Annotated in this window: 26 protein-coding genes and 1 tRNA gene; 17 read left to right on the forward strand and 10 right to left on the reverse strand. The window is 59.0% G+C overall.

Features of this window, described 5'->3' with window-relative positions; all coding sequences use genetic code 11:
• Window positions 1-177: 177 nt before the first annotated feature.
• Together B0919_RS24195 and B0919_RS24200 are read right to left on the reverse strand one after the other, a co-directional pair.
• Window positions 178-1,365: an AAA family ATPase gene (locus B0919_RS24195; protein ID WP_078014889.1), complete on the reverse strand. Its 1,188-nt coding sequence runs from the start codon at window positions 1,363-1,365 to the stop codon at window positions 178-180.
• 91 nt (window positions 1,366-1,456) lie between these two features.
• Complete coding sequence (locus B0919_RS24200) at window positions 1,457-2,128, reverse strand: hypothetical protein (protein WP_078014890.1); 672 nt, start codon at window positions 2,126-2,128, stop codon at window positions 1,457-1,459.
• Window positions 2,129-2,484: 356 nt separating this feature from the next.
• On the opposite strand from B0919_RS24200, the gene B0919_RS24205 reads away from it, so the two are divergent.
• Window positions 2,485-3,201, forward strand: coding sequence for a GDSL-type esterase/lipase family protein (locus B0919_RS24205; protein WP_078014891.1), 717 nt, complete (start codon window positions 2,485-2,487; stop codon window positions 3,199-3,201).
• A gap of 17 nt (window positions 3,202-3,218) precedes the next feature.
• Here the strand turns inward: B0919_RS24205 and B0919_RS24210 are convergent, their stop codons facing one another.
• Both B0919_RS24210 and B0919_RS24215 read right to left on the reverse strand, forming a co-directional pair.
• Window positions 3,219-4,205 carry a hypothetical protein gene (locus tag B0919_RS24210; protein WP_078014892.1) on the reverse strand — a complete coding sequence of 329 codons (987 nt, stop codon included), beginning with the start codon at window positions 4,203-4,205 and terminating at the stop codon, window positions 3,219-3,221.
• 56 nt (window positions 4,206-4,261) lie between these two features.
• Window positions 4,262-4,600 (reverse strand): winged helix-turn-helix transcriptional regulator, encoded by a 339-nt coding sequence (locus B0919_RS24215; protein ID WP_078014893.1) that lies wholly within the window; start codon window positions 4,598-4,600, stop codon window positions 4,262-4,264.
• Window positions 4,601-4,775: 175 nt separating this feature from the next.
• On the opposite strand from B0919_RS24215, the gene B0919_RS24220 reads away from it, so the two are divergent.
• The 3 genes from B0919_RS24220 to B0919_RS24230 all read left to right on the forward strand — a co-directional run bounded on the left by B0919_RS24220 (window position 4,776) and on the right by B0919_RS24230 (window position 6,831).
• On the forward strand, window positions 4,776-5,324 hold the full coding sequence (locus tag B0919_RS24220) for a YceI family protein (protein ID WP_078014894.1): 549 nt from the start codon (window positions 4,776-4,778) through the stop codon (window positions 5,322-5,324).
• A 275-nt stretch (window positions 5,325-5,599) separates the two neighbouring features.
• Entirely contained in the window at window positions 5,600-6,277 is a 678-nt protein-coding gene (gene upp / locus B0919_RS24225) for a uracil phosphoribosyltransferase (RefSeq protein ID WP_078014895.1), read from the forward strand.
• Between the two features lie 74 nt (window positions 6,278-6,351).
• Window positions 6,352-6,831 (forward strand): hypothetical protein, encoded by a 480-nt coding sequence (locus tag B0919_RS24230; RefSeq protein ID WP_410503637.1) that lies wholly within the window; start codon window positions 6,352-6,354, stop codon window positions 6,829-6,831.
• A gap of 167 nt (window positions 6,832-6,998) precedes the next feature.
• Here B0919_RS24230 and B0919_RS24235 read toward each other — a convergent pair whose 3' ends face one another.
• The gene (locus B0919_RS24235) at window positions 6,999-8,441 is read right to left on the reverse strand and encodes a DEAD/DEAH box helicase (RefSeq protein WP_078014896.1); all 1,443 of its coding nucleotides are present in this window, start codon (window positions 8,439-8,441) and stop codon (window positions 6,999-7,001) included.
• 153 nt (window positions 8,442-8,594) lie between these two features.
• Here B0919_RS24235 and B0919_RS24240 point away from each other — a divergent pair.
• From B0919_RS24240 to B0919_RS24250, 3 genes are all read left to right on the forward strand, one after another.
• Window positions 8,595-8,668 (forward strand) — tRNA-His (locus B0919_RS24240).
• A 102-nt stretch (window positions 8,669-8,770) separates the two neighbouring features.
• Entirely contained in the window at window positions 8,771-9,694 is a 924-nt protein-coding gene (locus B0919_RS24245) for a PfkB family carbohydrate kinase (protein WP_078014897.1), read from the forward strand.
• A 64-nt stretch (window positions 9,695-9,758) separates the two neighbouring features.
• Window positions 9,759-10,064 carry a hypothetical protein gene (locus B0919_RS24250; protein ID WP_078014898.1) on the forward strand — a complete coding sequence of 102 codons (306 nt, stop codon included), beginning with the start codon at window positions 9,759-9,761 and terminating at the stop codon, window positions 10,062-10,064.
• 64 nt (window positions 10,065-10,128) lie between these two features.
• Here the strand turns inward: B0919_RS24250 and B0919_RS24255 are convergent, their stop codons facing one another.
• The 4 genes from B0919_RS24255 to B0919_RS24265 all read right to left on the reverse strand — a co-directional run bounded on the left by B0919_RS24255 (window position 10,129) and on the right by B0919_RS24265 (window position 13,549).
• Window positions 10,129-10,551, reverse strand: coding sequence for a hypothetical protein (locus B0919_RS24255; protein WP_078014899.1), 423 nt, complete (start codon window positions 10,549-10,551; stop codon window positions 10,129-10,131).
• 114 nt (window positions 10,552-10,665) lie between these two features.
• The gene (locus B0919_RS25010) at window positions 10,666-10,899 is read right to left on the reverse strand and encodes a hypothetical protein (protein WP_139362373.1); all 234 of its coding nucleotides are present in this window, start codon (window positions 10,897-10,899) and stop codon (window positions 10,666-10,668) included.
• A gap of 45 nt (window positions 10,900-10,944) precedes the next feature.
• Entirely contained in the window at window positions 10,945-11,784 is an 840-nt protein-coding gene (locus B0919_RS24260) for a hypothetical protein (protein ID WP_078014900.1), read from the reverse strand.
• 28 nt (window positions 11,785-11,812) lie between these two features.
• Complete coding sequence (locus tag B0919_RS24265) at window positions 11,813-13,549, reverse strand: M61 family metallopeptidase (RefSeq protein WP_078014901.1); 1,737 nt, start codon at window positions 13,547-13,549, stop codon at window positions 11,813-11,815.
• Between the two features lie 164 nt (window positions 13,550-13,713).
• On the opposite strand from B0919_RS24265, the gene rpmH reads away from it, so the two are divergent.
• The 10 genes from rpmH (at window position 13,714) to B0919_RS24315 (ending at window position 22,695) form a co-directional block, all read left to right on the forward strand.
• Window positions 13,714-13,872 carry a 50S ribosomal protein L34 gene (gene rpmH, locus B0919_RS24270; protein WP_078014902.1) on the forward strand — a complete coding sequence of 53 codons (159 nt, stop codon included), beginning with the start codon at window positions 13,714-13,716 and terminating at the stop codon, window positions 13,870-13,872.
• A gap of 81 nt (window positions 13,873-13,953) precedes the next feature.
• Window positions 13,954-14,382, forward strand: a complete 429-nt coding sequence (gene rnpA / locus B0919_RS24275; RefSeq protein WP_078014903.1) for a ribonuclease P protein component — start codon at window positions 13,954-13,956, stop codon at window positions 14,380-14,382.
• Between the two features lie 29 nt (window positions 14,383-14,411).
• On the forward strand, window positions 14,412-16,115 hold the full coding sequence (locus B0919_RS24280) for a S41 family peptidase (RefSeq protein ID WP_078014904.1): 1,704 nt from the start codon (window positions 14,412-14,414) through the stop codon (window positions 16,113-16,115).
• 73 nt (window positions 16,116-16,188) lie between these two features.
• Window positions 16,189-16,737, forward strand: coding sequence for a hypothetical protein (locus tag B0919_RS24285; protein WP_078014905.1), 549 nt, complete (start codon window positions 16,189-16,191; stop codon window positions 16,735-16,737).
• Window positions 16,724-17,077 (forward strand): hypothetical protein, encoded by a 354-nt coding sequence (locus B0919_RS24290; protein WP_078014906.1) that lies wholly within the window; start codon window positions 16,724-16,726, stop codon window positions 17,075-17,077. Before B0919_RS24285 ends, B0919_RS24290 begins: the two co-directional genes overlap by 14 nt.
• 14 nt (window positions 17,078-17,091) lie before the next feature.
• Window positions 17,092-17,787: a tRNA (adenosine(37)-N6)-threonylcarbamoyltransferase complex dimerization subunit type 1 TsaB gene (gene tsaB, locus B0919_RS24295; protein ID WP_078014907.1), complete on the forward strand. Its 696-nt coding sequence runs from the start codon at window positions 17,092-17,094 to the stop codon at window positions 17,785-17,787.
• A 246-nt stretch (window positions 17,788-18,033) separates the two neighbouring features.
• The gene (locus B0919_RS24300) at window positions 18,034-18,543 is read left to right on the forward strand and encodes a DUF2480 family protein (protein ID WP_078014908.1); all 510 of its coding nucleotides are present in this window, start codon (window positions 18,034-18,036) and stop codon (window positions 18,541-18,543) included.
• A 152-nt stretch (window positions 18,544-18,695) separates the two neighbouring features.
• Window positions 18,696-20,027, forward strand: a complete 1,332-nt coding sequence (locus B0919_RS24305) for an APC family permease (RefSeq protein ID WP_078014909.1) — start codon at window positions 18,696-18,698, stop codon at window positions 20,025-20,027.
• 124 nt (window positions 20,028-20,151) lie between these two features.
• Entirely contained in the window at window positions 20,152-21,369 is a 1,218-nt protein-coding gene (locus B0919_RS24310) for a hypothetical protein (protein ID WP_139362374.1), read from the forward strand.
• Window positions 21,370-21,423: 54 nt separating this feature from the next.
• Entirely contained in the window at window positions 21,424-22,695 is a 1,272-nt protein-coding gene (locus B0919_RS24315; RefSeq protein WP_078014911.1) for a serine hydrolase, read from the forward strand.
• 263 nt (window positions 22,696-22,958) lie between these two features.
• On the opposite strand, the gene B0919_RS25555 is transcribed toward B0919_RS24315, so the two are convergent.
• Window positions 22,959-23,173, reverse strand: a 215-nt coding sequence (locus B0919_RS25555; RefSeq protein ID WP_217701076.1) for a hypothetical protein, incomplete at its 5' end; no start/stop codon positions are given.

The raw sequence follows: 23,173 nt of genomic DNA on the forward strand, positions 1-23,173 counted from the left end.
TGGCTCAACTGCTTCCGCCGCCTAGTGGTCGACTACGAGCACCTGCCCGAAAGCCACGCCGCCTGGATTCTCTGGGCCAACATCACGCTCTGCCTAAATCGAATCACCTAATTCCCCAACACGCTCTAATGCACGGCGTTTCCGCTTTAGGAGGAAACGCCGCCTGAATAGAGGCTATCATTTCACCGACACCGATTTGGATAAGCGTACCAGATTGTCAAAGGCATCGGCGGCGTCGCCGGAAAGCGCGTCTAGCTCGTTGTTATCAATCAAGCCTAATTCTTCATTTACCAATGACTGAACGCCGCCATTCTCTACTTGGTAACAGGCAAATTCCTTGGGGTTAATCCAACTGGCTTCGGGTACGATGGCAGCTACTTCTGCTTTGCGCTCGGGGTGATTTTTGGCTACTTGGTAGGCGTAGAGTAGGAGGTTAAGGTGAGATAGGATGTATGGGCTATGAGTTGTAAGTGTTAAATCGTTTTCTGCCTTTGTGCACTTCTCCACTAACCAATTGAGTAAACCCTGTTGTGCAGTGGGGTAAAGGTTTAACTCTAATTCTTCTACTATAAAACTTTGTGGGGAAGAAGTATTCCGGCTAAGTTTCTCCAAAAGTACCATTAACGGTGTTGCTGATTGTATACCACTGGCTGTTTCAAGCAACATCAGAAGTTCTGTTCTGTGAGGAATTTTTATAAAGTCTTTGCCGTCAATATGCAAATAGGTGACATCTAAAAACGGTATAGAGAGTTCTGGTATTTCCTTCCTTGATAACGAAAAGTTGTTAGCAAAGTCTAATAATAACTTAGGAAGGCCAATATCATCACGCATCAAACCTGCCCAAGAATACTCAACTGCTGGCACAAAAATTCTTTCTGATGGTATATAGTGAGGAATTGATTTAATAACCAATTGGTCCATTGCATCGATAGAAGCCCTAGTAGCAACATCCTTTACCAAGTTAGCAATGATTTGTTTGTGCTTATCTGACTTAACATCATTAAAGTCTTTGATAGATATAGTCGTCAATAAATCATCAATGAATTTTTGCCCATAGTCTCTCATCGCAGCCGATAGAGAATCATTAAATTTTAAATCTGCGTCTTCAACATAGAAGGCATAGTCACCAAAAACCCATTTAAAAACGGATTCGCTGTTTCGATGAGAATTAAGATTGAATTGTTTCAGCGTAGAAATATTAGCGTTAGGTTCGCCCAATGGTTTAACGTCTCGGCAAATAGCCGCCAGCTTCGCCAGCGTACTTTTTCCCCCACCCGTAGGCCCAATGAACACCGTGACTTTCTTAAAGTCCACCGTCGCATCCTTAATCGGGCCGAAGTTTTTGACAATTAGTTGCTCGTTCATAATTCCAAAGTCAGAGGCAGGTGCCAAAGGTAACAACGCAAACGGCCGCTGTTCCTACGAGGAACAGCGGCCGTTGCAGTAAAATGAAGCCCTACTTCTGGAAGCCCCAGGCGCGGAGCTGGGCCTTGTATTCCTGCTTATCGGGGTAGTTGCCGTCGAGGACTTTGGCCAGGCTGCTGAGCACGGTTTCTACCTCGGCTCGCATAGTGTCCTTCTGGCTGACGGCGGCCGATACGGCCCCGCTGGCGGCGGTAATTTGCTGGAGCAGTTGCGGGTAGCGCTCGGCAATGGGCTGCCAGAAGGCGAGGCCGTAGTCGCCGTCGGCGATGTTTTCGGTGGTGAGGCCCTGCACCAGCGTTTTCAGCGCGGCGGCACGGCGGCTACGGTCCCGGTCGAGGATGTAGGTACCATCGTACTTGATGATGCCCATGGTAGGGTAGTGGGCCGGGGCGGCTTTCTTGTTGTACTTGTCGGTCAGCCGGTTTTTGACGCGGTACAGGTTGGCTTCGATGAGCGCATCGAGGTTGAGCAGCTCGTCGGCGTCGATGGGGCGGGCGCTGCCGGCCTGCTGGCGCGAAGCCACGGCGAGCGTGTACGTCTCGGTCAGCTGCAGGAATCGGGCGGCGGTGCAGTGGCGCAGCGTCAGCCAGGTTTCCGTTTGCCAGTGCCGGGCCACAAACTCGGCCATGGTGGCCAACTGTTGGTCGTTGGCAGGTAAGAGAGGGGCTTTGCGCGGCTTGCGCACAGCAAGGGTAGTTTCCATAATATTAGAGAAGAGAATAAAGTGGGGATATAAGGTAGTGGAATGGCCGAGCTTACCCAGCACGACGGCCAAAAATATCTTGACGAGTACTACAAGGCCGTTTGGGCGTGCCAAGATGCCCTTGTGGAGTACTACAAGGGTGTTTTGTCGTGCAGAAACTGCCTTGCGGAGTACTACAAGGGTCTTTTGTGATGCAGAAAGACCCTTGTAGTACTCCGCAAAGGTCTTTTGTCGTGCAAAAACAGGCTTGTGGAGTGCTCAGGCGCCTAAGCCCAGTGCCCAGGCCGCTGGAGAGCCGCATAATCTGACCAAGCCTCTTGCTCCGTACATAAGGGCCACCCGTCACCCGCCCGCCGATGCGCCTGTTCTTTCTGCTCTCATTGCTCGTGGCCACGCTGCTCAGCTGGAGCTGCACCGAGTCTTCACCCGAGCCCACCCCGGCCGGCCCGCCGCCCACCAATCCGCCCGCGCCCAGCGGCGCCGTCAGCTTTCTGGCCCTCGGCGACTCCTACACCATCGGGCAGAGCGTGCCGGCCGCCGACCGGTGGGTGGTGCAGCTGGCCGGCATGGCCCAGGCCGAAGGGCTGCAGCCGCCCGATATCATTGCCCGCACCGGCTGGACCACCGGCGAGCTGCAACAGGCCATTGCGGTGGCCAATAATCAGCAGACGTACGGGCTGGTGTCGCTCATGATTGGCGTCAACAACCAGTACCGCGGGCTGCCGCTGGCCGCGTACCGGACCGAGTTTCGGGGCTTGTTGCAGACGGCCATCCGCTTTGCCGGCAACCGCCCCGGCCGGGTGCTGGTGCTGTCCATCCCCGACTGGGGCCAGTCGCCGCAGGGCCAGCGCGCCGACCCGCCGCGCATCGGGCAGGAAATCGACCAGTTCAACGCCGCCGCCCAACAGGAATGCGCCGCCGCGGGCGTGGCCTTCGTGGGCATCACCGACCTGACGCGCGCCGCTGCCGGCGACGCCACGCAGTTTGCCCCCGACGGGCTGCACTACTCCGGCGCGCAAATGCGCCAATGGGCCCAGCGCGCCCTGCCCGTGGTGCAAGGGCTGCTGCGGTAGGAGAGAGGCGCCGGATTTTAGCGGGCGGCCACCGTGGCCGTTTCGCAGCGGCGCTTCACCACGTGCAGAATGCGCCGCTGAATCTCGCTCATCACGTAGTCCGTCCACAGGCCCGCGTAGGGGTTGAGGCGCGTGCTCAGGCGCTGCTGGCTGTAGAGCAGCAGGCGCGTGCGGCCGCCGGGCAGCGGTTGTAGCTCGTAGGTGCCGCGCAGCACGTCGAAAAAGCGGCCGCCCACGGTCACGTGCTCGTCGAAGGTGGTGGGCGGAATGGTGGCCGTGTTCGGCTTGATGCTGAAGGAGAGCCGGCGCTGCGGCTGCCACTCGTCCACCGTTTCAATGAATTCCACGCCCCGCTCGAAGGTGGCGTGGCGCACCCCGCCGACGCCCTCGTGGGTAAGGGTAGCTTCCACGGGCCGCGGGAAGCCGATGCGGTCCACGAAGCTCCGGCCCAGGTCGGTGGCGCGAATGGGCGGCACCCGGATGATGTGCTGCCAGACCACGGCGGGCGGGGCCGTGATGTCCACCACGTTTTCCACGCGCCGCTGGCTGTCGGGAGCCGCCACGCGGGTTTCCGCTACCGCCGCCAGCAGCGGCAGCACGGCCAGGGCCGTCACCACGGCCGCGTTGCGCGGCTGGTCGTCGTCGCGCTCGAAGAGCTGGTACAGATAAGCGCCCACCGAAGCCATAATCAGGAATAGCGGCAGGATGATGATCAGGCAGATGGCGCCTTCCAAATGCGCCAGAAACGCCACTGCCAGAAACAAGCCGACCGTCAGCCACGGCGCCAGCCAGTAGCGCCGGAAGTTCGACTCGGTAGGGGGCGTAAAGTGCACCGTGAGGGCGCCCAGGCCCACCGGCACGCCCACCAGAAACGCCAGCATCAGCAGGCCGCCCGATTGCTGGAAGGGGCCCGCGTTGAACAGCAGACGGAAAAACAGCGCGTAGGCCACGCCCGCTAGCACCGCGGCCAGGTAAGGCGTGTAACGACGGGTAACGAAGCGCATAGTCATAAACTAAGCGCTAAAGGTAACCAGGCGCAGCAAGCACCCGCGCTGCCGGCTTAGCTATGCTCCAGAATCCGCTCCCGGTGCAGCACGCCCCACTGGCGTATCTCGCCGATGACGCGCTCCAGCGTGCGGCCGTAGTCGGTCAGGGCGTATTCCACCGAAATCGGCACGGTATCGAACACGGTGCGCCTCACCAGCTCGTGGCTTTCCAGGTCCTTCAGCTCCTGCGACAGGACCTTGGCCGTAACGCCGATTTCGCGCTGAATTTCCTTGAAGCGCCGCTCCTTCAGCGAGAGCAGCATGATGATGGGAATCTTCCACTTGCCACCGAGTACGTCCATGGCGTCGCGCACGGGGCGTAGGTAAGCATTGCAGGCTTGGGGACTAGACATAGCAGAAGCAAAGTACGCGGTGAGGGTTTCGGTGAAGTAACCGGTATCCCGCAGGTTAGTTGCAACAAATGTACATACATGAATTTCTACCTTTGTCTTGTTATCGGCGTAAGCGGTAACCCAACTCTGAAACCAACTCCCCGGCTCCGCCGGTAACCCCCTAACTATTACAGCCATGGCCACCACCAAATGGGTTCTTGACCCCACCCACAGCGAAGTTCAGTTCAAGATTAAGCACCTCGTGATTTCGACCGTTACCGGCTCGTTCAAGAAGTTCGAGGGCACGGCCGAAACCGAAGGCGACTCGTTCGAAAACGCCCACGTGCGCTTCTCGGCCGATATCGACAGCATCGACACCAACCAGGAGCAGCGTGACCAGCACCTGAAGTCGGCCGACTTCTTCCACGCCGAGCAGCACCCCAAGCTGGTATTTGAATCGACGGGCCTGCGCAAGACCGGTGACGACACCTACAAGCTGCAGGGCAACATGACCATCCGCGACGTAACCCGCCCCGTGGAGCTGGACGTGGAGTACGGCGGCACCGCCACCGACTTCTACGGCAACGAAAAGGCCGGCTTCGAAGTGAGCGGCAAAATCAGCCGCAAGGAGTTCGGCCTGACCTGGAACGGCATCACCGAAGCCGGCGCCATCGTGGTGAGCGACGACGTGAAGCTGTTTGCCAGCGTGCAGTTTGCCAAAGTAAAAGAAGAGGTAGCCGCCTAAGCTGCTTGCCCCGCCTCAGCAATGCGGACGGGGGAGTTCGGGCCCGCGCCGCGCTGGCAGACCAGCGCTGGGCAACGGCCTGAGAGAAGTCCGCCTTGCTGCTCTTTACTGCTTGGCCTTGGGCCAACGCCGAAAGCCACTCCTGCCCCGGGAGTGGCTTTCGTTTTTTGCTCAGGTACCACCCACAGGCTACCGCTTGGCCCGATTGCGCGGTTTTCGCCAACTTCGGGGCGCGGTTTGTGCCGCTTACCTCATCACTCCCAAGCACCCCGCCCGTGGTACCTGACCAGGATGCACTGACCCAAAGCGGCCGCGTACACATCGTGTGCGCCGAGCCCAGCATTGCCAACCACTTCCTCGCCGAGCTGCGCGACGTGAACGTGCAGCGCGATTCGCTGCGCTTCCGTCGCAACCTGCAGCGCCTGGGCGAAATCATTGCCTACCGCATCAGCTCCCAGCTCGACTACACCCACCAAACGGTGCAGACGCCGCTGGCCGAGTCGACGGGCGAGCTGCTGTCGGATTTTCCGGTGCTGGCCACGGTGCTGCGCGCGGGCCTGCCTTTCCACCAGGGCTTCCTGAACTACTTCGATCAGTCGCCCTCGGCCTTCGTGGCGGCGTACCGCATCGAGGCCACTTCGCGGGTGGAAGTGCAGGTGGACTACCTCTCGGCCCCCAACCTCGACGGCCGCGTGCTCATCCTGGCCGACCCCATGCTGGCCACCGGCAAGTCTTTGGCTCTGACGTACCGCGCCATGCTGCGCTTCGGCCGGCCCCGGCAGGTGCACATTGCCGCCGTCATTGCCTCGCCCGAGGGCGTGCAGCACGTGATGCAGGAAGTGCCCGAGGCCCAGCTCTGGCTAGCCGCTATGGACGACCACCTCAACGAACACGCGTATATTGTGCCTGGCCTCGGCGACGCGGGGGATTTGGCCTACGGCAGCAAGCTCTAGCCGCTGAGCTGCCTCCACCACTGGCGGGAACCTGCCGCCGCGCCGCCGGGTATACCGGTTATGCCGCCTTTGCTTTGCCCGAGATGCTCAACGCCTTCCTGCTCATGATGCCGCACGTGGTGAAATACGCGTCCGTCTTCCTGCTCAGCATGGTAAAGTTTTTTGGTGGTCCGCTGGCCGGAGCAGCGGCGGGGCTGCCGTTTATGGCCATCTGGGCCCTCACCGTAGCCGGCATGATGACCAGTGTGGTCGTCTTTACCGGGGTAGGGCGGGCGTTTACAGCCCACCTACAGCGGCGGCGGCGCCTGCGGCATCAGCCCATCTTTACCCGCCGCAGCCGACAGATCGTGCGCGTGTTCAGCCGCTTCGGTATCGGCGGCATTGCGTTTCTGACGCCGATTCTGTTCACCCCCATCGGCGGAGCCGTTATTGCTACTCTGTTAGGGGTCAAGCGCCAGCATATCCTGCTGCACATGCTTTGGAGCGCGCTGCTTTGGGGCGCCGCGGGGGCTTTCCTGGCTATTCGCTTCAGCCATTTGTTTATCCGGCACTGAGTAGCTATTCAGCAAGCAGAAACCCTATTTGTAAACTAGCCCGTCATTCAGAGCGAAGCAAAGAATCTCGCGTGCTGACGTCCGGTAGTAAGCTCAAAAGAGAAATTACTATCCGACTAAACACGCGAGATTCTTCGCTTCGCTCTGAATGACGGGCTAGTTTAATTCTACTTGCGCCGCGCGTTGCGGTTTTTGGCTGCTGCGGCCCGAGCTGCTTTGGCCGTCGGCGACGACGCCCGGCCCTTGGACGGATTCACCTTGCTGCCTTTCTTGCTGCGCTCGGGGCCGTCGTAGGTTTTGCCTGTGCGCTTATCGATGGTGACACCGGTCTTCAGCCACTCCTGCTTTTCGTGGAAGGCGCCCTTAAAATCGGGGTCTTCCTTGCGGCGCAAGGCGTCTAGTTCGCGGGCCATGCGCTGAGCCTCTTCGAAGGGCGTTTCCGTCACCTTCACTTCGGCGGGCATGTCCTGCTGCGGAATCGGCTGGCGCATGAGCTGTTCGATGCGCTCCACGTGCGGCATTTCAGCCGGCGTGGCGAAGGTGATGGCGGCGCCGGTCAGCTCGGCCCGGCCAGTGCGGCCGATGCGGTGCACGTAGTCGTCGTAGATGATGGGCACGTCGAAGTTGATGACGTGGCTCACGGCCGGCACATCGATGCCGCGGGCGGCTACGTCGGTAGCCACCAGGAAGCGGACATTGCCCTCGCGGAAGGCGTCCATGGAGTTCAGGCGGGTATTCTGGCCCTTGTTGCCGTGAATTACGCGCGCCTCGCCCTCAATTTTGCGTTGGAGAAAGTGGTGGATGTTGTCGGCCGTTTCCTTGGAGCGAGCGAAGATGATGACGCGGTTAAACGCTTCCGTGTCCTTCACCAAGTGCTCTAGCAGGTGAATCTTGGTCAGGAAGTTAGGCACTTGATACAGCGTCTGCGCCACCGTCGAGGCAGGGGCTGCCGAGGGCGTTACCTCGATTTTGACCGGGAATTCCAGGAACTCGCCGCTTAGCTCTTCTACTTTCGGCGGCATGGTGGCCGAAAACAGCATGTTCTGCCGCTTGCGCGGAATGATTTCGAGCAGGCGCCGGATCTGCGGCATAAAGCCCATATCCATCATCTTATCGGCCTCGTCGAGCACCAGCGTTTTCAGTTCCTTCAGCACCAGGTCGCCGCGGGAGTACAGCTCCATCAGCCGGCCGGGCGTGGCCAGCAGAATGTCGACGCCCTTGAGCACGGCTTCGGAATGCGTCTTGACGCCTACACCGCCGTACACGGCCACAATGCGCAGATCGGTGTATGTAGCCAGCTTCTTCAGGTGGCTCTCAATCTGCAAAATCAGTTCCCGGGTAGGGGCCAGCACCAGGGCCCGCGGGTGGGTGCCTTGGGCGTACTTTACTTTCATGAGCAGTGGCAGACCAAAGGCGGCGGTTTTGCCGGTGCCGGTCTGGGCCACGCCGAGCAGGTCGTGGCCGGCCAGCAGCAGTGGAATGGCCTGTTGCTGCACGGGCGTAGGTCGCTCAAAACCGGCTTCCGCCACGGCCGTGAGCAGCTGCTTGTTCAGCTTGAAGTCGTCGAACGATTGCGGCAGGGTGGCGTGGTCAGGAGTCGGTTCAGTCATATCAATCAGCAGCTAGTGCCCCGCAAAGGTACGCCGAAAGGCTGGGCGGCTCAGGCAAATACGTTTTGGTAGGCCCGAAATCGTAAATTTTTTGTCCCCTGTATTTGGTAAAAACGGTGTCTTGCTCTACTTTTGCCATCCTAAACCAACACGGTAGGTATAGCTCAGCTGGTTAGAGCGTCGGATTGTGATTCCGAAGGTCGTGGGTTCGAGCCCCATTACTTACCCTCTCAGGTCCCCGGAACTTTCGCTCCGGGGACTTTTTTTTGTCAAACGGGGTTTTAGCCCGCAACTTGAGACTTTCCTCGCAACACCCTGATTCTTCTGCTATGAGCTTGGTCGTAATCGGTACCGTGGCCTTCGACGCCATCGAAACGCCCTTCGGCAAAACCGACAAAATCGTAGGCGGCGCCGCCACTTTTGCCTCCCTGGCCGCTTCCTACTCCGTCAAGCCCGTCAAAATCGTCTCCGTTGTTGGTGACGACTTCCACGACCGCGACATCATGCTGCTGCAAGAGCACGGTGTGGACGTGGAAGGCCTGCAGATCAAGCAAGGTGAAAAGTCCTTCTTCTGGGCCGGCAAGTACTCCCGCGACCTGAACTCGCGCGACACGCTGGCGACGGAATTGAACGTGCTGGCCGATTTCGATCCTATCATCCCGGATTCCTACCAGGATTGCAAGTACCTGATGCTGGGCAACCTCACTCCGCAGATTCAGCGCCTGGTGATTCAGCGCCTGGTGAACCGCCCCAAGCTCATCGTGATGGACACGATGAACTTCTGGATGGATGTGGCCATGGAAGAGCTGCTCGAAACCATTCAGATGGTGGACGTGCTGAGCATCAATGATGAGGAAGCCCGTCAGCTTTCGGGTGAGTACTCGCTGGTGAAGGCAGCGCGCAAGATTCTGGCGCTCGGGCCGAAGTTTCTCATCATCAAGAAAGGTGAGCACGGCGCGCTGCTTTTCCACAAAAAGCAGATTTTCTTCTGCCCGGCTCTGCCGCTGGAAGAAGTATTCGACCCGACCGGTGCCGGCGACACCTTCGCGGGCGGCTTTATCGGCCACATCGCTGCCACCGACGACTGCTCGTTCGAAAACCTGAAGCGCGCCGTGATTCACGGCTCGGCCATGGCCTCGTTCTGCGTGGAAAAATTTGGCACGGAGCGCCTGCTGAATCTGACGCAGGAGGAAATTCAGGAGCGCGAAAAACAGTTCGGCGACCTGGTGCGCGTGGAAGAAGTGCTGGCTTAAGGCAACCCGGCGGCGAGAGTAGGGGTAAAAGTAAGTAGTTGTTTCCCCATAACGACCTCCCGCCATGTCACAGAGCAAAAGCAAACACAACCATAACAAAAACCAGTCGATGATTCCCGGTGGCATGCAGCCCGACCAGCTGCCCGGCGACCCGGAATCGGAAAAGGTTAAGGGCAGCGGCAATTCTACTCAGAATCAGCAGCAGAACTACATCACCGAGACTGGCAACCAGATCAAGAACAACACGCCCGGCGGCAATGCCAACGAGCAGCGCCACGGCAACACCAACAAGCCGCGCAACAACCCGCAAGGTAATTGGCCGATGTCGGTGGACAGCAGCCAGAAAGGCCCGGGCCGCAAAGGCGACTAGGCTTGCTAATCGATAAATAGAAAAGCCCCGCTGGATTCTTCCGGCGGGGCTTTTTGCTGGTTGGCTATTCGGGTAGTCTTAGTCGGTAATAGTGGGTGAAGCGGGTACCCTCATCATCCGGTTTGCTCGCCTTGATCAGGAGCGTGTGGTCATCGGCCCAGTGCAGGCCCTCGGGCGTCCAAGCAGCGTTGCGCCGCCAGGCCAGCTGCGGCCGGCCCGCAGCATCAAGCTGCCAGACGCTCAAGCCGTCGGTCTGGTAGATATCCTGATAAGCGTTGGCGGCCGATACGATGCGCCGGCCCGAGGGAGAAAAGCTCGGGTAGTCGTCAACCAGCACCCGATGACCGGTGCGCTGGTGTACCAGCAGGTAGTCGCCGCCCTCGTAGTAACCCACCTCCACCAACCAGTAATCCGACTGCGGCAAAGTGCCCAAGTACAAGTAGCTGGTAGCTGAATCACAGTCGCAGCTGGTATCGGTGAGGCGCACCGGACGGGCGGCGTTAGGATAAAACAGTAGGTTACCCCGGCGCTGCACGCGACCCTGGCTTTGGCTTAGGCGGGGGCCTCCAGCTTCTGCGTCCCGCTGCCGTCCGCCGTCGAATCATAGGGTAGTCCGGCAGGCGAGGTACAGCGGGTACTTGCGCAAAAACTGCGGCGTAACCGGTGCCCAGGGTACTACCTGGTTGTGCGGTAAGAGGAAAGTATCGGTAGGGGCGGCTTTAAGAGGCGCTGGCGAAGCGGACGCAGCGTACTTGTCGGACTGGCGGGAATCAGGTGCGGTTTCGCAGGCGCCCAGTAGCAGAATGCTCAGCGGTAAAAATAAGCGGATAGTCATGGTATAAGCTAGTCGTCTGCCCGGCAAAGCCAAGCACCTGCTAATCTAATCCGGCAACGTCATGCGCATCACGCGGGTATCCACGTCGCCATTGTGGATAAAGTCCTGCTCGAACAGAATGGTATGCCCATCGAGCCAGCGCGGCTGGCTGACGCCCCATTCCGTTTGCCGTTCCCAGAGCAATTCGGGGTGGCCGCTGTGCATGCTCCACACCTGCAGGCCGCTGGGCTCGTAGCGGGCCAGCACGTCGGAAGAGCCGCAGACGAAGTGCTGGCCATCGGGGGATATGGAAGGCGGGCTCCACACTACCGTTTGGCGGCCGGTCTGCTGATCCACCAGCAAGTAGTAGCCGCCTTCGTAGAGCCGCACGGCAATCAGCCAGTGGTGAATACGTGGCAGCGTGGCTACATACTCGTAGAGCACACTGGTATCGTAGTTCTCGGTCGGGTTGTTGACGAGGCGCACGGCCTTGCCGTTTTGGCAGCGCAAAGCCAACGTGCGGCCGCTGCGCTGAGCGGTGATGCCAGCCTTGCGCAAGCGGCGGCGCTCTTCGGCTTCGGGGTCCAGCTCGTCGCCTTCGCCGGCGGCCTCGTTGATGAGCCACTGCTGCACGGGCAGCCGCTCGTAGGTGTCGCGGGAGCCCGGATACAGGCGCACCAGCCGCTCGCCGACCATGAGCGTATCCAAGTGGCTGAAGCGGTAGACCGGGGGCGGTACGGGGCGCTTTCGGGCGGTTGTGGTAGGGTCCTGGCTAACGGGGCGGCTCGGTGGCAGCGTTACGCCCGGTTTGGCACGCTCCGCCGTCTGCATGCGCAGTGAGCAAGAAGTCAGCAGGCACAGACCCCCTAGCACTAGCAGGGCCGGCAGCAGACGAAGCGGAAACATACTCGGGGCAACAGGAGTGGCGAAACGACTAAAAGGCTTGGTTTAGCCACTGGCGGAAGCTGGCCTGCTCGGCCGGCGTAGCGTCGGGGCGCTTGTCCACAGTAATCCTGGACCAGAACCGCCGGCCGGGTTCCGCTTGGAGCGTTACGGTCAGCAACCGGTCTTGGCGGAATACGCTGATATCGTACACCGGTTGTCCGGTGCTGAGCAGGTTTTGCAGGTTCATATCCACCCGCCGGCCGTTGACGGCCACAACCTGGTCGTCCACCGTCAGACAGCGCGCTGCGGGCGAATCAGGGTAGATGTCGGTGACTTCCGTCCGCTCATTCTTGACCACCGTACGGAAGCCGAACAGCCCTTCCGAAGCCGATCCGCTGGCCTGAATCATCAGTGCGCACCCCACGGAATGCAGGGCGGCATCGAGCGGCAGCTCTAGCTCGGCCGTGCCGTAAATATGCTGCTCGAAGTACCAGCTCATATCCTCGCCAGCCACTTCTTCCACGATGCGGCGGTAGTCATCTTCGGTGTAGCCGATGCCGGTTTGACCAAACTCCTGCCACAAGCGACGCATCACGTCGTCGAGGCTGCGCTGGTGACTGTGCAGCTGGCGGATGTGCAAATCGAGCAACAGAGCTACCAGGGCGCCTTTGTGGTACACGGATACCTTGCGGTCGGGCACGCCGGGCTTGTAGCCGTCGAGCCAGAGGTCCATGGAAGCGTCGGCCACCGAGAGGTTGTAGCGGCCGTGGTCGTCGTAGTGCTTGCGCAGTACCGTGTTCAACTCGTCGAAGTACTGATCGGCGGTGCGCACATTGGCCCGGGCCAGCAGGTACTCGCCGTAGTACGTGGTAATGCCCTCGGCCACGAAGCAGGTGCGGAAGTAATTCTCGCGGGTGTAGTCGTAGGGCTGCATTTCGGCCGGGCGAATGGCCTTGATGTTCCAGACGTGGAACAGCTCATGGCAGCTCACGCCGAGAAATTCCTTGTACAGGCCCTCGGTCATCAGCAGCTCGGCCGGCCCGAGCGTCACCACGGTAGAGTTCAGGTGCTCCACGCCGTGGTAGTGCTTGTAGGGAAGAATCTGGTTCAGAAAGTGGTAATCCTGCGCCGGAAAGCCGCCGAACAGCCGCAGCTGCTCTTCCGAAAAGGCCTTGAAGTCGCGCACGATGACTGGCCAGTTGGGCCGCGCCGCCGAGCCCTGCACCCACACGTGAAAGGGCAGGCCGCCGGCTTCGTACTCCGCATGCTGCAGGGTAGGGGAGGCAATCAGCGGTGAATCCACCAGCTGGTCGAAGGAATCAGCCGCCAGCACGTGCCTGCCGACCTCCTTCATGCCACAGGCAATCTGCCAGCCCTCGGGCAAGGCCAAATGCAATTGGCAAGGCTCCGAGCGGCGCCCTTCGGCGTACATGAAGCACTGGATGCCGTTCAGGTACAGCTGCGTCTCGTCGAGCCAAGAGCCGCCGGCGTCCATCTGGTGGGCGTAGAAATTGTACTGCACCCGCACTGTGCGGCCCGCCGCCCCTTCGATCTGCCACCGATCCTTGGTCAGCTTCTGCAGTGCCAAGGGCTGGTCGGAGTGGGCGTCAAATGCCTCTACGCGCTGAATTTTCTGGCCGAAGTTCTGCAGCTCGTAGCGTCCCGGGCGCCAGGCAGGCAGTTGCAACTCCAGCGGCTCCGTGGCCTCGGCGGACACGGCAAGTTGCAGTTGCACTTGCAGATAAAAGGTAAGCGGGTTGGCAAACGAGACGTAGTAGTGAATCATACAGCGCAGCACAATCAAACGCGTAGCAAAGCTACGGCGGAAATACGCAGCGCCGGGGGTAACGGCTTGCCTGAATGCAACTTTCTTTGGCTTGTCGGAATTAGCAATTGCCTTTGTAGATATAAGTCCTTACCTTTGCCGGCCTTACATAACCGTGCCCCGTCATGAAAAGAACGTTTCAGCCTTCTCAGCGCAAGCGCCGTAACAAGCACGGCTTCCGTCTGCGCATGGAATCTGCCAACGGCCGCCGCGTACTCGCCGCTCGCCGCAAAAAAGGTCGCAAAAAGCTCACCGTTTCGGACGAGCACAAACACAAGCGCTAACAGCCCCGTCGCACGGCTGGCTTGCTGAGCGGACCGACCTTGTCTGATTCGGCAACACTCACAGCCGTGCCCCGAGTTTTCATGCCGGGCGCGCGCGCTTACACGTTTTCGAAAGAAGAGCATCTGTGCCGTAAAAAGCTCATTACTGAGCTTTTCGGCCAGGGCTCTTCTTTTGGTTTGTACCCCCTGCGTATGGTGTGGCTGCCACTGGCCGAGCCTACCACTACGCCCCCGCAGGTGCTCGTCAGCGTGTCGAAGCGCACCTTCAAGCGGGCCGTCGACCGCAACTACCTCAAGCGGCTGGTGCGCGAAGCGTACCGGCTGAATAAGCACCGACTCACCGAAGCCGCTGGCGGCCACCGCGTGGGGCAGTTGGCTATTATCTACACGGGGAAGGAAAAAAAGCCTTTCGCCGTCGTGCAGAATAAATTAATTTCAGGGCTAGCGCGTTTGCTACACACTGCCGAGCCGGGGGCTGCGCCCAACAACGCAACTCAATCGGCGGTATAAGTGTCTGTGTTGTACAGCTACTGCCTCCTATGAACGTCCGCAAAACTACCCTTGGCCTTGCCGCCGGTGCTGCCCTGCTGTTTTCTTTCAAATCGGCCACCGACAGTGAGCGGTACTTCGAAATAGCGAAGAACCTCGACATCTTCGCCACCCTGTTCAAGGAGGTCAATACCTACTACGTCGACGACGTGGCGCCCTCCAAGGTGATGAAGACGGGCATCGACGCGATGCTCAAGTCGCTCGACCCATACACCAACTACATCCCGGAGGACGACATTGAGGACTTCCGCACCATGACCACCGGGCAGTACGGCGGCATTGGGGCTATTGTCATCAAGCGGGCGGGCAAAACCATTGTGCAGAATGCTTACGAGGGCTTCCCCGCCCAGAAGGCTGGCTTGCTGCCCGGCGACGAAATCCTGTCCATCAACGGCATCAGCATGGACAAGAAAACTAATGCCGACATCAGCAAGCTGCTGAAAGGCCAGGCCAACTCCACCGTGAAGCTGATGGTGACGCGCTACGGCCAGGATACGCCCGTCGAAATCAACATCACCCGCGACAAGATTCAGGTGGACAACGTGCCTTACTACGGCATGTTGACCAATGACATAGGCTACTTCCAGCTCTCGGGCTTCACCGTGGATGCCTCGCGCGAGGTGCGCAACGCGGTGGCCAAGCTGAAAGAGCAGGGCGCGAAGAAAATCGTGTTCGACCTGCGCGACAACCCCGGCGGCCTGCTCAACGAGGCCGTGAACATCTCGAACCTGTTCGTGGACAAGGGGCTCGACATCGTGAGCACCAAGGGCAAGGTGACGGAGTGGAACAAGACCTACAAGGCGCTGGATGTGCCGCTGGATACCCAGATTCCGCTGGCTATTATCACGTCCAACCGTTCGGCTTCGGCTTCCGAAATCGTGACGGGCGTGATGCAGGACTACGACCGCGCCGTGGTGGTAGGGGAGCGGACCTTCGGTAAAGGCTTGGTGCAGGCCACCCGCCCGCTGAGCTACAACTCGCAGCTGAAGGTGACGACGGCCAAGTACTACATCCCGAGCGGCCGCTGCATTCAGGAAATTGACTACACCCACCGCGCCGACGATGGCACGCTGGGCAAAGTGCCCGACTCACTGCGCACCGCCTTCAAAACGCACGCCGGCCGCACCGTGTACGACGGCGGCGGTGTAGCGCCCGACGTGGAGGTGAAAGACCCGGAAGTGGCCGCCATTACGCGGGTACTGCTGCAGAAGAACTACCTCTTCGACTACGCCACCCGCTACCGCGCCGAGCACCAGAGCATTCCGCCCGCCCGCGAGTTTCAGCTCTCCGATGCCGAATACGCCAAGTTTACCCAGTGGCTGCAGGGCAAGGACATCAGCTACTCCACGCCCGCCGAAAAGGCCCTTACCAGCCTGATTACGCAGACCAAGGACGAAAAGCACTACGACGACGTCAAGACCGAGCTGGAGAGCATCCGCAAGAAGGTGACGGTGAACAAGGCCAACGACCTGACGCGCTTCAAACCCGAAATTCGGGAGCTGCTGGAGCAGGAAATCGTATCGCGCTACTACTTCCAGAAGGGCCAGATCGAAGCCACATTCGACGACGACCCCAACATCATTGCCGCCGTGCAGGTGCTCAACGACCAACCGCGCTACGGCAGCCTGCTGAAGGCAGGGGGCAAGTCGGCCAGCGCCATGAAGAGCAGCGGTACGGTCAGCAACAAGCAGTAAGCTCCTACCTTCGCTTAATTAAAAAGCAGACTCAGCAATGAGTCTGCTTTTTAATTGTTACCTCACCTTTGCTATGCATGATTTAATTCTGCGCTTGAAGTCCTGGCAAGTGTTTTTGATGCTGCTGGCGCCTCATTTCGCTTCCTGGTATGTTATTAATGATGTGGTAGACGCAGGTTTGGGGCTACTAAGTACCTTGTTGGTGGTGGCCTGGCTGGTGTTAATGGGCAATACCCTTATGCAGGTGGGGCAACCCGTGCAAGGTTATTCCGCCACGCGGTTTATAGTGAATAGCTTGATTGTGGTAGCGGCTCTTGCTTACAGCTATGTAGCGGAGGATGAATCCTTTCAAATTACCAGCACCAGTTTTCATGCTACCGGCTTATGGATGCCGGTCATGTTGTACACTTTGTTGGCTTACCTGCAGTTGCACTGGTTTCCCGCTTCCCTACTTGTTGCCAGAGAGCAAGGAAGGCGGCCTGATTTCAGCCAGGTCATAGGTCCCTTCCTACTGCTGATTTTCTGGCCCATCGGCGTCTGGTTCATGCAGGAGCGGCTTAACGACTTTGCGAAAAAGCAGTCCGTACTGCCGGTGCTAAACGACGGTCATGGCCGGGTTTGAATCATTTGTGGAGGCCCAGCAACAGGTATGCGCCGCCTTCGACGTTGAGTGGAAACCCTTCGGTTTTGATGCCATTGTGGGCGTAAGCCGAAACCTTGGGCAAGTGCCGCCTACGCATGGATTGAGGCTGGTATCCGAACAAGATGGCGTAGAGTGGTTTTTATGGTCGGGCGAGTATACCGACGCTGACGACTTCTTCGAGCCAGTACACGCAAGTCACCTGATCGAGCGTGCTCCAAAAGTCATTCGCTACTTAGCTTTGTCTTCCGGTTTTCGTTTCCTCATCGATGATGCGGGTTACGAAGACGTCTGGTTTGACGAAGCGCTGTTGCTTCCTTGATGTCGCGCCGAGCAATGCCCCTGATTCTCGCTCTTGAAACTTCCTCGCCCGTCTGCTCCGTAGCCCTGACGCAGGACGGCGCCCTGCTGGCTGCCGCCGAGCTACGCCTGGAAAAGTCGCACTCCTCGCATCTGACCGTGCTTATTGAGCAGTTGCTGAGCAACGCCGGCTACTCGCTGCCGCAGCTGTCGGCTATTGCCGTATCCGATGGACCGGGCTCCTATACCGGTCTACGCATTGGCGCGGCGGCGGCGAAAGGCTTGTGCTACGCGCTGGGTTTGCCGCTGCTGGCCGTGGGCACTTTGCCAGCATTGGCACACCAAGTAGCGCAGCAAGTGCCCAATGCTGCTCGTTACCGCTTCGCGCCCTTGCTGGATGCCCGCCGCATGGAAGTATATGCCGCTCTGTACGCCGCCGATGGGGCGGAGCTGCAGGCTCCAGCTCCCGTTATTCTCGATGCGCAAAGCTGGACCACTGAACTGGCCGAAGGGTCGGTAGTATTCTTTGGCAGCGGCGCGGCTAAGTTTCAGCCATTGGTGGCTGATAACCCCAACGCGCAGTTCCTGACCAACGTGCATCCATCGGCCATTGCCGTGGCCCAGCTGGCGAAGGTGGCTTTTGCCCGCGAGGAGTTCCGGGATGTGGCCTACTACGAGCCTTTTTACCTGAAGGAAGTCCACACCACCACGCCCAAGTCGGCGCAGGGCTAAGCGGAGGGGCCAGCGCGACCAGCCGGAACGCGCCCGCGAGCCTTCGGCACCGGCCCGCGAGCTTTTGATACGTCAGCGCGAGCAAAGTTTCGGCCTGCGGAGGCTGTTGATACGGTTCCGGCCGGAGTTGGCGCGGAGGCCAACGCGCCCCTTACCTTTGCCTGCGGGCCGGTGGCCGAACGAAACCGCCGCGCCGTTGTTTTACCGGCAGCGGCCCTGGCGGCCGCCTTTACAGCTGCTACTACCATGGACGAAATCATCAACCGCGTCGCGCAGAGTGCCCTCACCAGCCTGAATCTGGAAGAGCTGAAGCACCCCGGGGAGCGGGTCGTGTACGACATCAAGGACAACCTCTTCCACGGCCTGATTCTGCGCGAAAAAGACTTCCGCGACTTCCTCAAAACCCACGACTGGACGCAGTACGACGGCAAGAATGTGGCCATCATCTGCTCGGTCGACGCTATTGTGCCCACTTGGGCCTACATGTTACTAGCCTCCAAGCTCCAGGGCCACGCTCACCGCTACGTGTTCGGCAATCTGGAAGTGCTGGAGCAGGAACTGTTCCACGAAGCCATCGGCGCCATCGACCCCGAGGACTACCGCGACGCCAAATTGGTCATCAAAGGCTGCGGCACCGACCCCGTGCCTACCTACGCCTACGTGGCCATCATGCAGAAGCTGCTGCCCGTGGCTAGCAGCATCATGTACGGCGAGCCGTGCAGCACGGTGCCGCTTTACAAGCGCCCGAAAGTGTAACGCATTACTGGTTTCGTAGGCGCCTGCCTTGCGGCGCTTGCCAAAGCATCTTTGCCCGTGCGGCGGCTAATTTTGCCGCTCGCAAGTCGGGGAAAATGCTTCGGCAAGCGCCGCGTGCCGTTCTTTGCGGCTCTGTCACCATCCAACGCCGCATGAGTCAGCCCAACCCGTCCGTTCCTGTCTACAAAATCGGCTTCTACACCGGCGTCGCCATTGTGGTGGCCAACATGGTCGGAACGGGCGTATTCACCAGCCTGGGCTTTCAGGTGCTGGGCATCCGCAGTGGCTTTGCTCTGCTGATGCTGTGGCTGGTAGGCGGCATTATCGCCTTGTGCGGCGCCCTGTGCTACGGCGAACTGGCTGCCGCGCTGCCCCGCTCCGGTGGCGAGTACCATTACCTCTCGCGCATTTACCACCCGGCGGTTGGGTTTCTGTCCGGCTGGGTGTCAGCCACCGTTGGGTTTGCGGCTCCTACCGCTTTAGCTGCCATTGCCATGGGCCGCTACGCCGCCAGTGTGTGGCCCGAAGTGCACGCCAACGGGCTGTCCTTGGCTGTGGTAGTCGTCATTACGGCAGTGCATCTTATCAGTAGCCGCGCCGGGAGCTGCTTCCAGGTAGTCGTCACCTTCCTGAAAATGGCGTTGCTGGCGCTGTTTATCGGCGCTGGCCTACTCGCCGAGCCTCAGCCGCTGTCCTTTGCACCCACGGCCGCCGATTGGCAGCAGTTGCTGACGCCCTCGTTTGCCGTGTCGCTGATCTACGTTTCCTACGCCTACTCGGGCTGGAACGCCGCTGTGTACGTGGCTAGCGAAGTAAAGCAGCCCCAGCGTAATCTGCCGCGCATCCTGCTGACGGGTACGCTGCTGGTGGCCTTACTCTACGTGGTGCTGAATTACGTCTTCCTGCGTACCACGCCGCTCGATACTTTGGCCGGGCAGGTGGAAATCGGTTTCCTGGCCGCTAACCAGATTTTTGGCGTAGCAGTCGGACAGTTTATGGGCGCGGGTATTGCCATTTTGCTGGTTTCTACGGTTAGCTCCATGGTTTTTGCGGGCCCGCGCATCATCCAGACCATGGGCGAAGACCTACCTGCGTTGCGCTGGCTCGGGCACCGCAGCCGCCAAGGCCTGCCCATACGCGCCACCTTGTTTCAGGCATTGCTCACGGTGCTGTTCATTATCTCCAGCACCTTCGAAGGAGTTCTGACCTACGCCGGCTTTGTACTGAACCTATTCACCTTTCTGACGGTGCTGGGCTTGTTTGTGCTCCGCATCCGCCAACCGGAGCTGCCGCGGCCCTACCGTGCCTGGGGGTATCCTGTCACCCCGCTAGTGTTCCTGGCCCTGAGTGGCTGGACGCTCATCTTCCTGCTGCGCGACAAACCCATCGAGTCCTTGCTGGGCCTGGGTACCGTCCTCATCGGGTTAGTTATCTACGCCATTATTTACGCCGCCGGCCTCTTGCGTCCGGCTTCGACAGAGTAGAGGAGGGGGCTAAGCCTGCGGATAAAGCTTTTCATATGTTTAGCTACGCGCTTCATTAGGGGCGCAGCTACGGGCATAACGGCGGTTGCACTTATCTTTCGGGCCAATACTACCTGTTGCCGTTATGCTTTTTTTCCTTCGCCGCTGGGTGTTACCGGTTGCTTTAACCGCCGTTTTCGCCTGCTCCGAACGCAAGTCTGCCCCCACTGAGCCGTCGTCACCACCCGCCACGGCGCCCGACTCCGCAACTGCCGCGCAGCCCGCGCCGGCTCCTCAACCCGTCGTTGCTGCCGACACGTCCGATCTGCAGGACGTAGCTGCTTACTTGGCTGGCCTGCCCGTTAAGCAGTCCTCCGAGCTTCGCCCGCTTACCGCTAAGCCGGAGTGGCAGCGCTTCGCCGCCGATGCCGACAAGAGCTGGACGAACTATCACGCTACCCGCACCGACAAGATAGAGGCTTGGGCCCGGCAAGAGCTGGATTCGGTGCGCCGCAGCAGTCCCGTGGTATTCTACCCCTTCAGCGGGCCCGATCTGCTCAATGCCGTCACGGTCTTCCCCCAAAGCGACACCTATGTGCTGATTGGGCTGGAGCCCGTGGGCACTGTGCCGGGCCATGCCTCCCTACAGAGTCCTAAGCTCTACAATGCCGTCAAGTCTTCGTTGTGGTCGGTGCTGAGCTTTAGCTTTTTCCGCACCAACAACATGGCCGTCGACCTAAAAACCCTGGAGCTGGATGGCTCGCTGCCGCTCATCATGCTCTTTGCGGCCCGCACCAATCACCAGATTACTGCCGTTCGCTACGTGCGCCTCACTCCGGAAGGGGAGTTGGTTTCCGCCGATTCTACGGCTGCCAGCGCGGCCAAACTCGTGCCCGGTGTCGAAGTGGCTATGCGCGCTGCCGATGGCCGTTCGCAGAAAGTCTACTACTTCTCGGCCGACCTCAGCGACTGGAAGCTCGGCCAGACCCATGCTTCCATTCTGCGCTATGCCCGCAGCCTTGGCCCGCTGACTACTTACGTTAAGTCGGCCACCTATCTTATGCACAAGTCGTACTTCAGCCAGGTCCGTAACCTGATTCTCGAGCGTAGCCACTACGTCCTCCAGGATGATTCGGGCATTGCCATGAAGTACTTCAAGCCCGCTGATTGGCAGTTCATCCACTACGGCACTTACCGTAAGCCTATCCCTATGTTCGCCAATCACTATCAACCAGCCCTTACCGCCGCTTACCGCGACTCCGTCAATAAACCGCGTCCGCTACCTTTCGGTACCGGCTACAACTGGCGGGTGAATGATTCCAACCTGTTGTTGGCCGAACGACGGAATGTGCCTGCCAGCTAGTTCTAGATAGTACAAAAAAAGCAGCCTAGTACAAATAGGTATTCACTTCTCGTGATGTTGGCACGCGCCTTAGGCCTCGGACTGATAATGATAACGATGATAGGTGGCTCTTCCGGCCACCTATCATCGTTTACTAACCCTACTGTCGAGTATGCTAACCCCCTCGACAGCCTGCTCCATTCCACCCCTGCGCTGATTCCAGTAGTTCAGCATCCCGACAAATACGAGCTGCAAGTCATCTATACCCGCATCGACCGCGACGCTGAGCTCAAGCCTCATTTCACCCAGTACAGTTATCATCTCAACGACCGCGCTTACTTCAATCCCGCTAGCCTCGTCAAACTGCCCGTTGCCGTTTTATCCTTACAGAAGCTGAACAAGCTCCGCCAGCAAGCTCCTGTACTCAGTAGACAAACGATTATGGTCACGGGCGCTGCTGGCCGCTGCCAGACTTCTGTGCCCTTTGCTGCCCCGGCCGATTCTGACCGAGTGGCCAGCATCGGCAATTACATCAAGCGCATGCTCTTGGTAAGCGACAACCAAGCTTACAATCGCTTGTACGAATTCCTCGGTCAGCAATACCTGCATCAAGAGCTTGGCCGGTTGGGTTACCCCTCCGCCCGCATCACCCGGCGTTTCGCTCCCTGCGACACCGCTGCCAATCGTTGCACCAACCCCATTACCTTCCACAGCGCGACTGGTCAAGCATTGTACCAGCAGCCCGCCGCCTGCAACCCCCAACGGCTAACGAACCCGCTGGGCCGCGTAACGAAAGGACGCGGCTACTACGCCGGTGGCAAACTAATCGAACGACCCTACGATTTCACTACTGCCAACTATTTGCCTCTGCAGGCTACCACCGATCTGTTACGTACCGTTCTTTTCCCCGGTTCAATCCATGGGCGACCCGATCCTGCTCTTACAACTACAGATCGAGCATTTCTCCGTTACTACTTAGGCGCTACACCCGCTGAATCCGGCTTCCGCCCGTTCAGTTCGCCCAGTTACTTCCCCTCTTATAAGAAGTACCTCTACTACGGCCGCCACCGCCAAGCTCAGCCAGAACCAGGCTTGCGAATCTATAATATAGTAGGCATGTCCCACGGCTACCTGGCTGATTGTGCCTACTTCACTGATCAAAAGAGTGGAGCCGAGTTTATGCTAAGTGCCGTACTATACGTCAACACCGATGGTATCCTCAATGATGGGCAGTACGAATACGCTTCTATCGGTTTACCGTTTCTAGCCGAACTCGGACAAGCCTTTTACCAACTCGAACGCCGGCGGCCCCGACAAAATCGTTTCATAGAAGGCACAGCACCATAATTTTTTTGAGCAAACTGCTTCATTAGTAGAACGCTCCTTCTCAACCCTACCTAAAATGAAGACAGATTTAACTAATCTGTCTTGTACAAATCGATTCAATCCCCCATTTTTGCACTCCCAATCCGAAACGCGGAAGGGCAAACAAGCAGATTTGAGCTTGTTTAGCATGCGAGAAGAAATGACCAAGCAGCGTAGAGCTCCAAAAATAATTTTGGCTGGCTCTTGACTACTGCGAAACGAGTTTACTATCTTTGCACCCCGTTTCAGCAGGAGGCGGCAAGGCCCGCAGACAGTGAAAAAAGCTGCTGCGGAACTTGACACGACAGCTTGAAGGTTCTGATCTTTGTCCTTCGTTTCGCTGCTAAACGGACGCGGGAGGAAAGCCAGCGAGAAAAAAAGAGCGGCGCGGAACTTGCAAAGACGGCAACGAGTTTGCTACCTTTGCAGCCCGGTTCGAAGAGCGAGCCGACCAGAACTT

Source organism: Hymenobacter sp. CRA2, assembly GCF_002007105.1.
Taxonomy (GTDB): domain Bacteria; phylum Bacteroidota; class Bacteroidia; order Cytophagales; family Hymenobacteraceae; genus Solirubrum.

What these genes read in the sequence shown, in the direction of transcription:
- B0919_RS24305 (WP_078014909.1), top strand. Translation starts at nt 18,696, where the DNA reads ATGAGTCAGCCCAACCCGTCCGTTCCTGTCTACAAAATCGGCTTCTAC.
- B0919_RS24285 (WP_078014905.1), top strand. Translation starts at nt 16,189, where the DNA reads ATGCATGATTTAATTCTGCGCTTGAAGTCCTGGCAAGTGTTTTTGATG.
- B0919_RS24265 (WP_078014901.1), bottom strand. Translation starts at nt 13,549, where the DNA reads ATGATTCACTACTACGTCTCGTTTGCCAACCCGCTTACCTTTTATCTG.
- B0919_RS24290 (WP_078014906.1), top strand. Translation starts at nt 16,724, where the DNA reads ATGGCCGGGTTTGAATCATTTGTGGAGGCCCAGCAACAGGTATGCGCC.
- B0919_RS24315 (WP_078014911.1), top strand. Translation starts at nt 21,424, where the DNA reads ATGTTGGCACGCGCCTTAGGCCTCGGACTGATAATGATAACGATGATA.
- rpmH (WP_078014902.1), top strand. Translation starts at nt 13,714, where the DNA reads ATGAAAAGAACGTTTCAGCCTTCTCAGCGCAAGCGCCGTAACAAGCAC.
- B0919_RS24205 (WP_078014891.1), top strand. Translation starts at nt 2,485, where the DNA reads ATGCGCCTGTTCTTTCTGCTCTCATTGCTCGTGGCCACGCTGCTCAGC.
- B0919_RS24210 (WP_078014892.1), bottom strand. Translation starts at nt 4,205, where the DNA reads ATGCGCTTCGTTACCCGTCGTTACACGCCTTACCTGGCCGCGGTGCTA.
- B0919_RS24250 (WP_078014898.1), top strand. Translation starts at nt 9,759, where the DNA reads ATGTCACAGAGCAAAAGCAAACACAACCATAACAAAAACCAGTCGATG.
- tsaB (WP_078014907.1), top strand. Translation starts at nt 17,092, where the DNA reads ATGCCCCTGATTCTCGCTCTTGAAACTTCCTCGCCCGTCTGCTCCGTA.
- B0919_RS24200 (WP_078014890.1), bottom strand. Translation starts at nt 2,128, where the DNA reads ATGGAAACTACCCTTGCTGTGCGCAAGCCGCGCAAAGCCCCTCTCTTA.
- B0919_RS24245 (WP_078014897.1), top strand. Translation starts at nt 8,771, where the DNA reads ATGAGCTTGGTCGTAATCGGTACCGTGGCCTTCGACGCCATCGAAACG.
- B0919_RS24235 (WP_078014896.1), bottom strand. Translation starts at nt 8,441, where the DNA reads ATGACTGAACCGACTCCTGACCACGCCACCCTGCCGCAATCGTTCGAC.
- B0919_RS24215 (WP_078014893.1), bottom strand. Translation starts at nt 4,600, where the DNA reads ATGTCTAGTCCCCAAGCCTGCAATGCTTACCTACGCCCCGTGCGCGAC.
- rnpA (WP_078014903.1), top strand. Translation starts at nt 13,954, where the DNA reads ATGCCGGGCGCGCGCGCTTACACGTTTTCGAAAGAAGAGCATCTGTGC.
- B0919_RS24310 (WP_139362374.1), top strand. Translation starts at nt 20,152, where the DNA reads ATGCTTTTTTTCCTTCGCCGCTGGGTGTTACCGGTTGCTTTAACCGCC.
- B0919_RS24220 (WP_078014894.1), top strand. Translation starts at nt 4,776, where the DNA reads ATGGCCACCACCAAATGGGTTCTTGACCCCACCCACAGCGAAGTTCAG.
- B0919_RS24280 (WP_078014904.1), top strand. Translation starts at nt 14,412, where the DNA reads ATGAACGTCCGCAAAACTACCCTTGGCCTTGCCGCCGGTGCTGCCCTG.
- B0919_RS24195 (WP_078014889.1), bottom strand. Translation starts at nt 1,365, where the DNA reads ATGAACGAGCAACTAATTGTCAAAAACTTCGGCCCGATTAAGGATGCG.
- B0919_RS24300 (WP_078014908.1), top strand. Translation starts at nt 18,034, where the DNA reads ATGGACGAAATCATCAACCGCGTCGCGCAGAGTGCCCTCACCAGCCTG.
- B0919_RS25010 (WP_139362373.1), bottom strand. Translation starts at nt 10,899, where the DNA reads ATGACTATCCGCTTATTTTTACCGCTGAGCATTCTGCTACTGGGCGCC.
- B0919_RS24260 (WP_078014900.1), bottom strand. Translation starts at nt 11,784, where the DNA reads ATGTTTCCGCTTCGTCTGCTGCCGGCCCTGCTAGTGCTAGGGGGTCTG.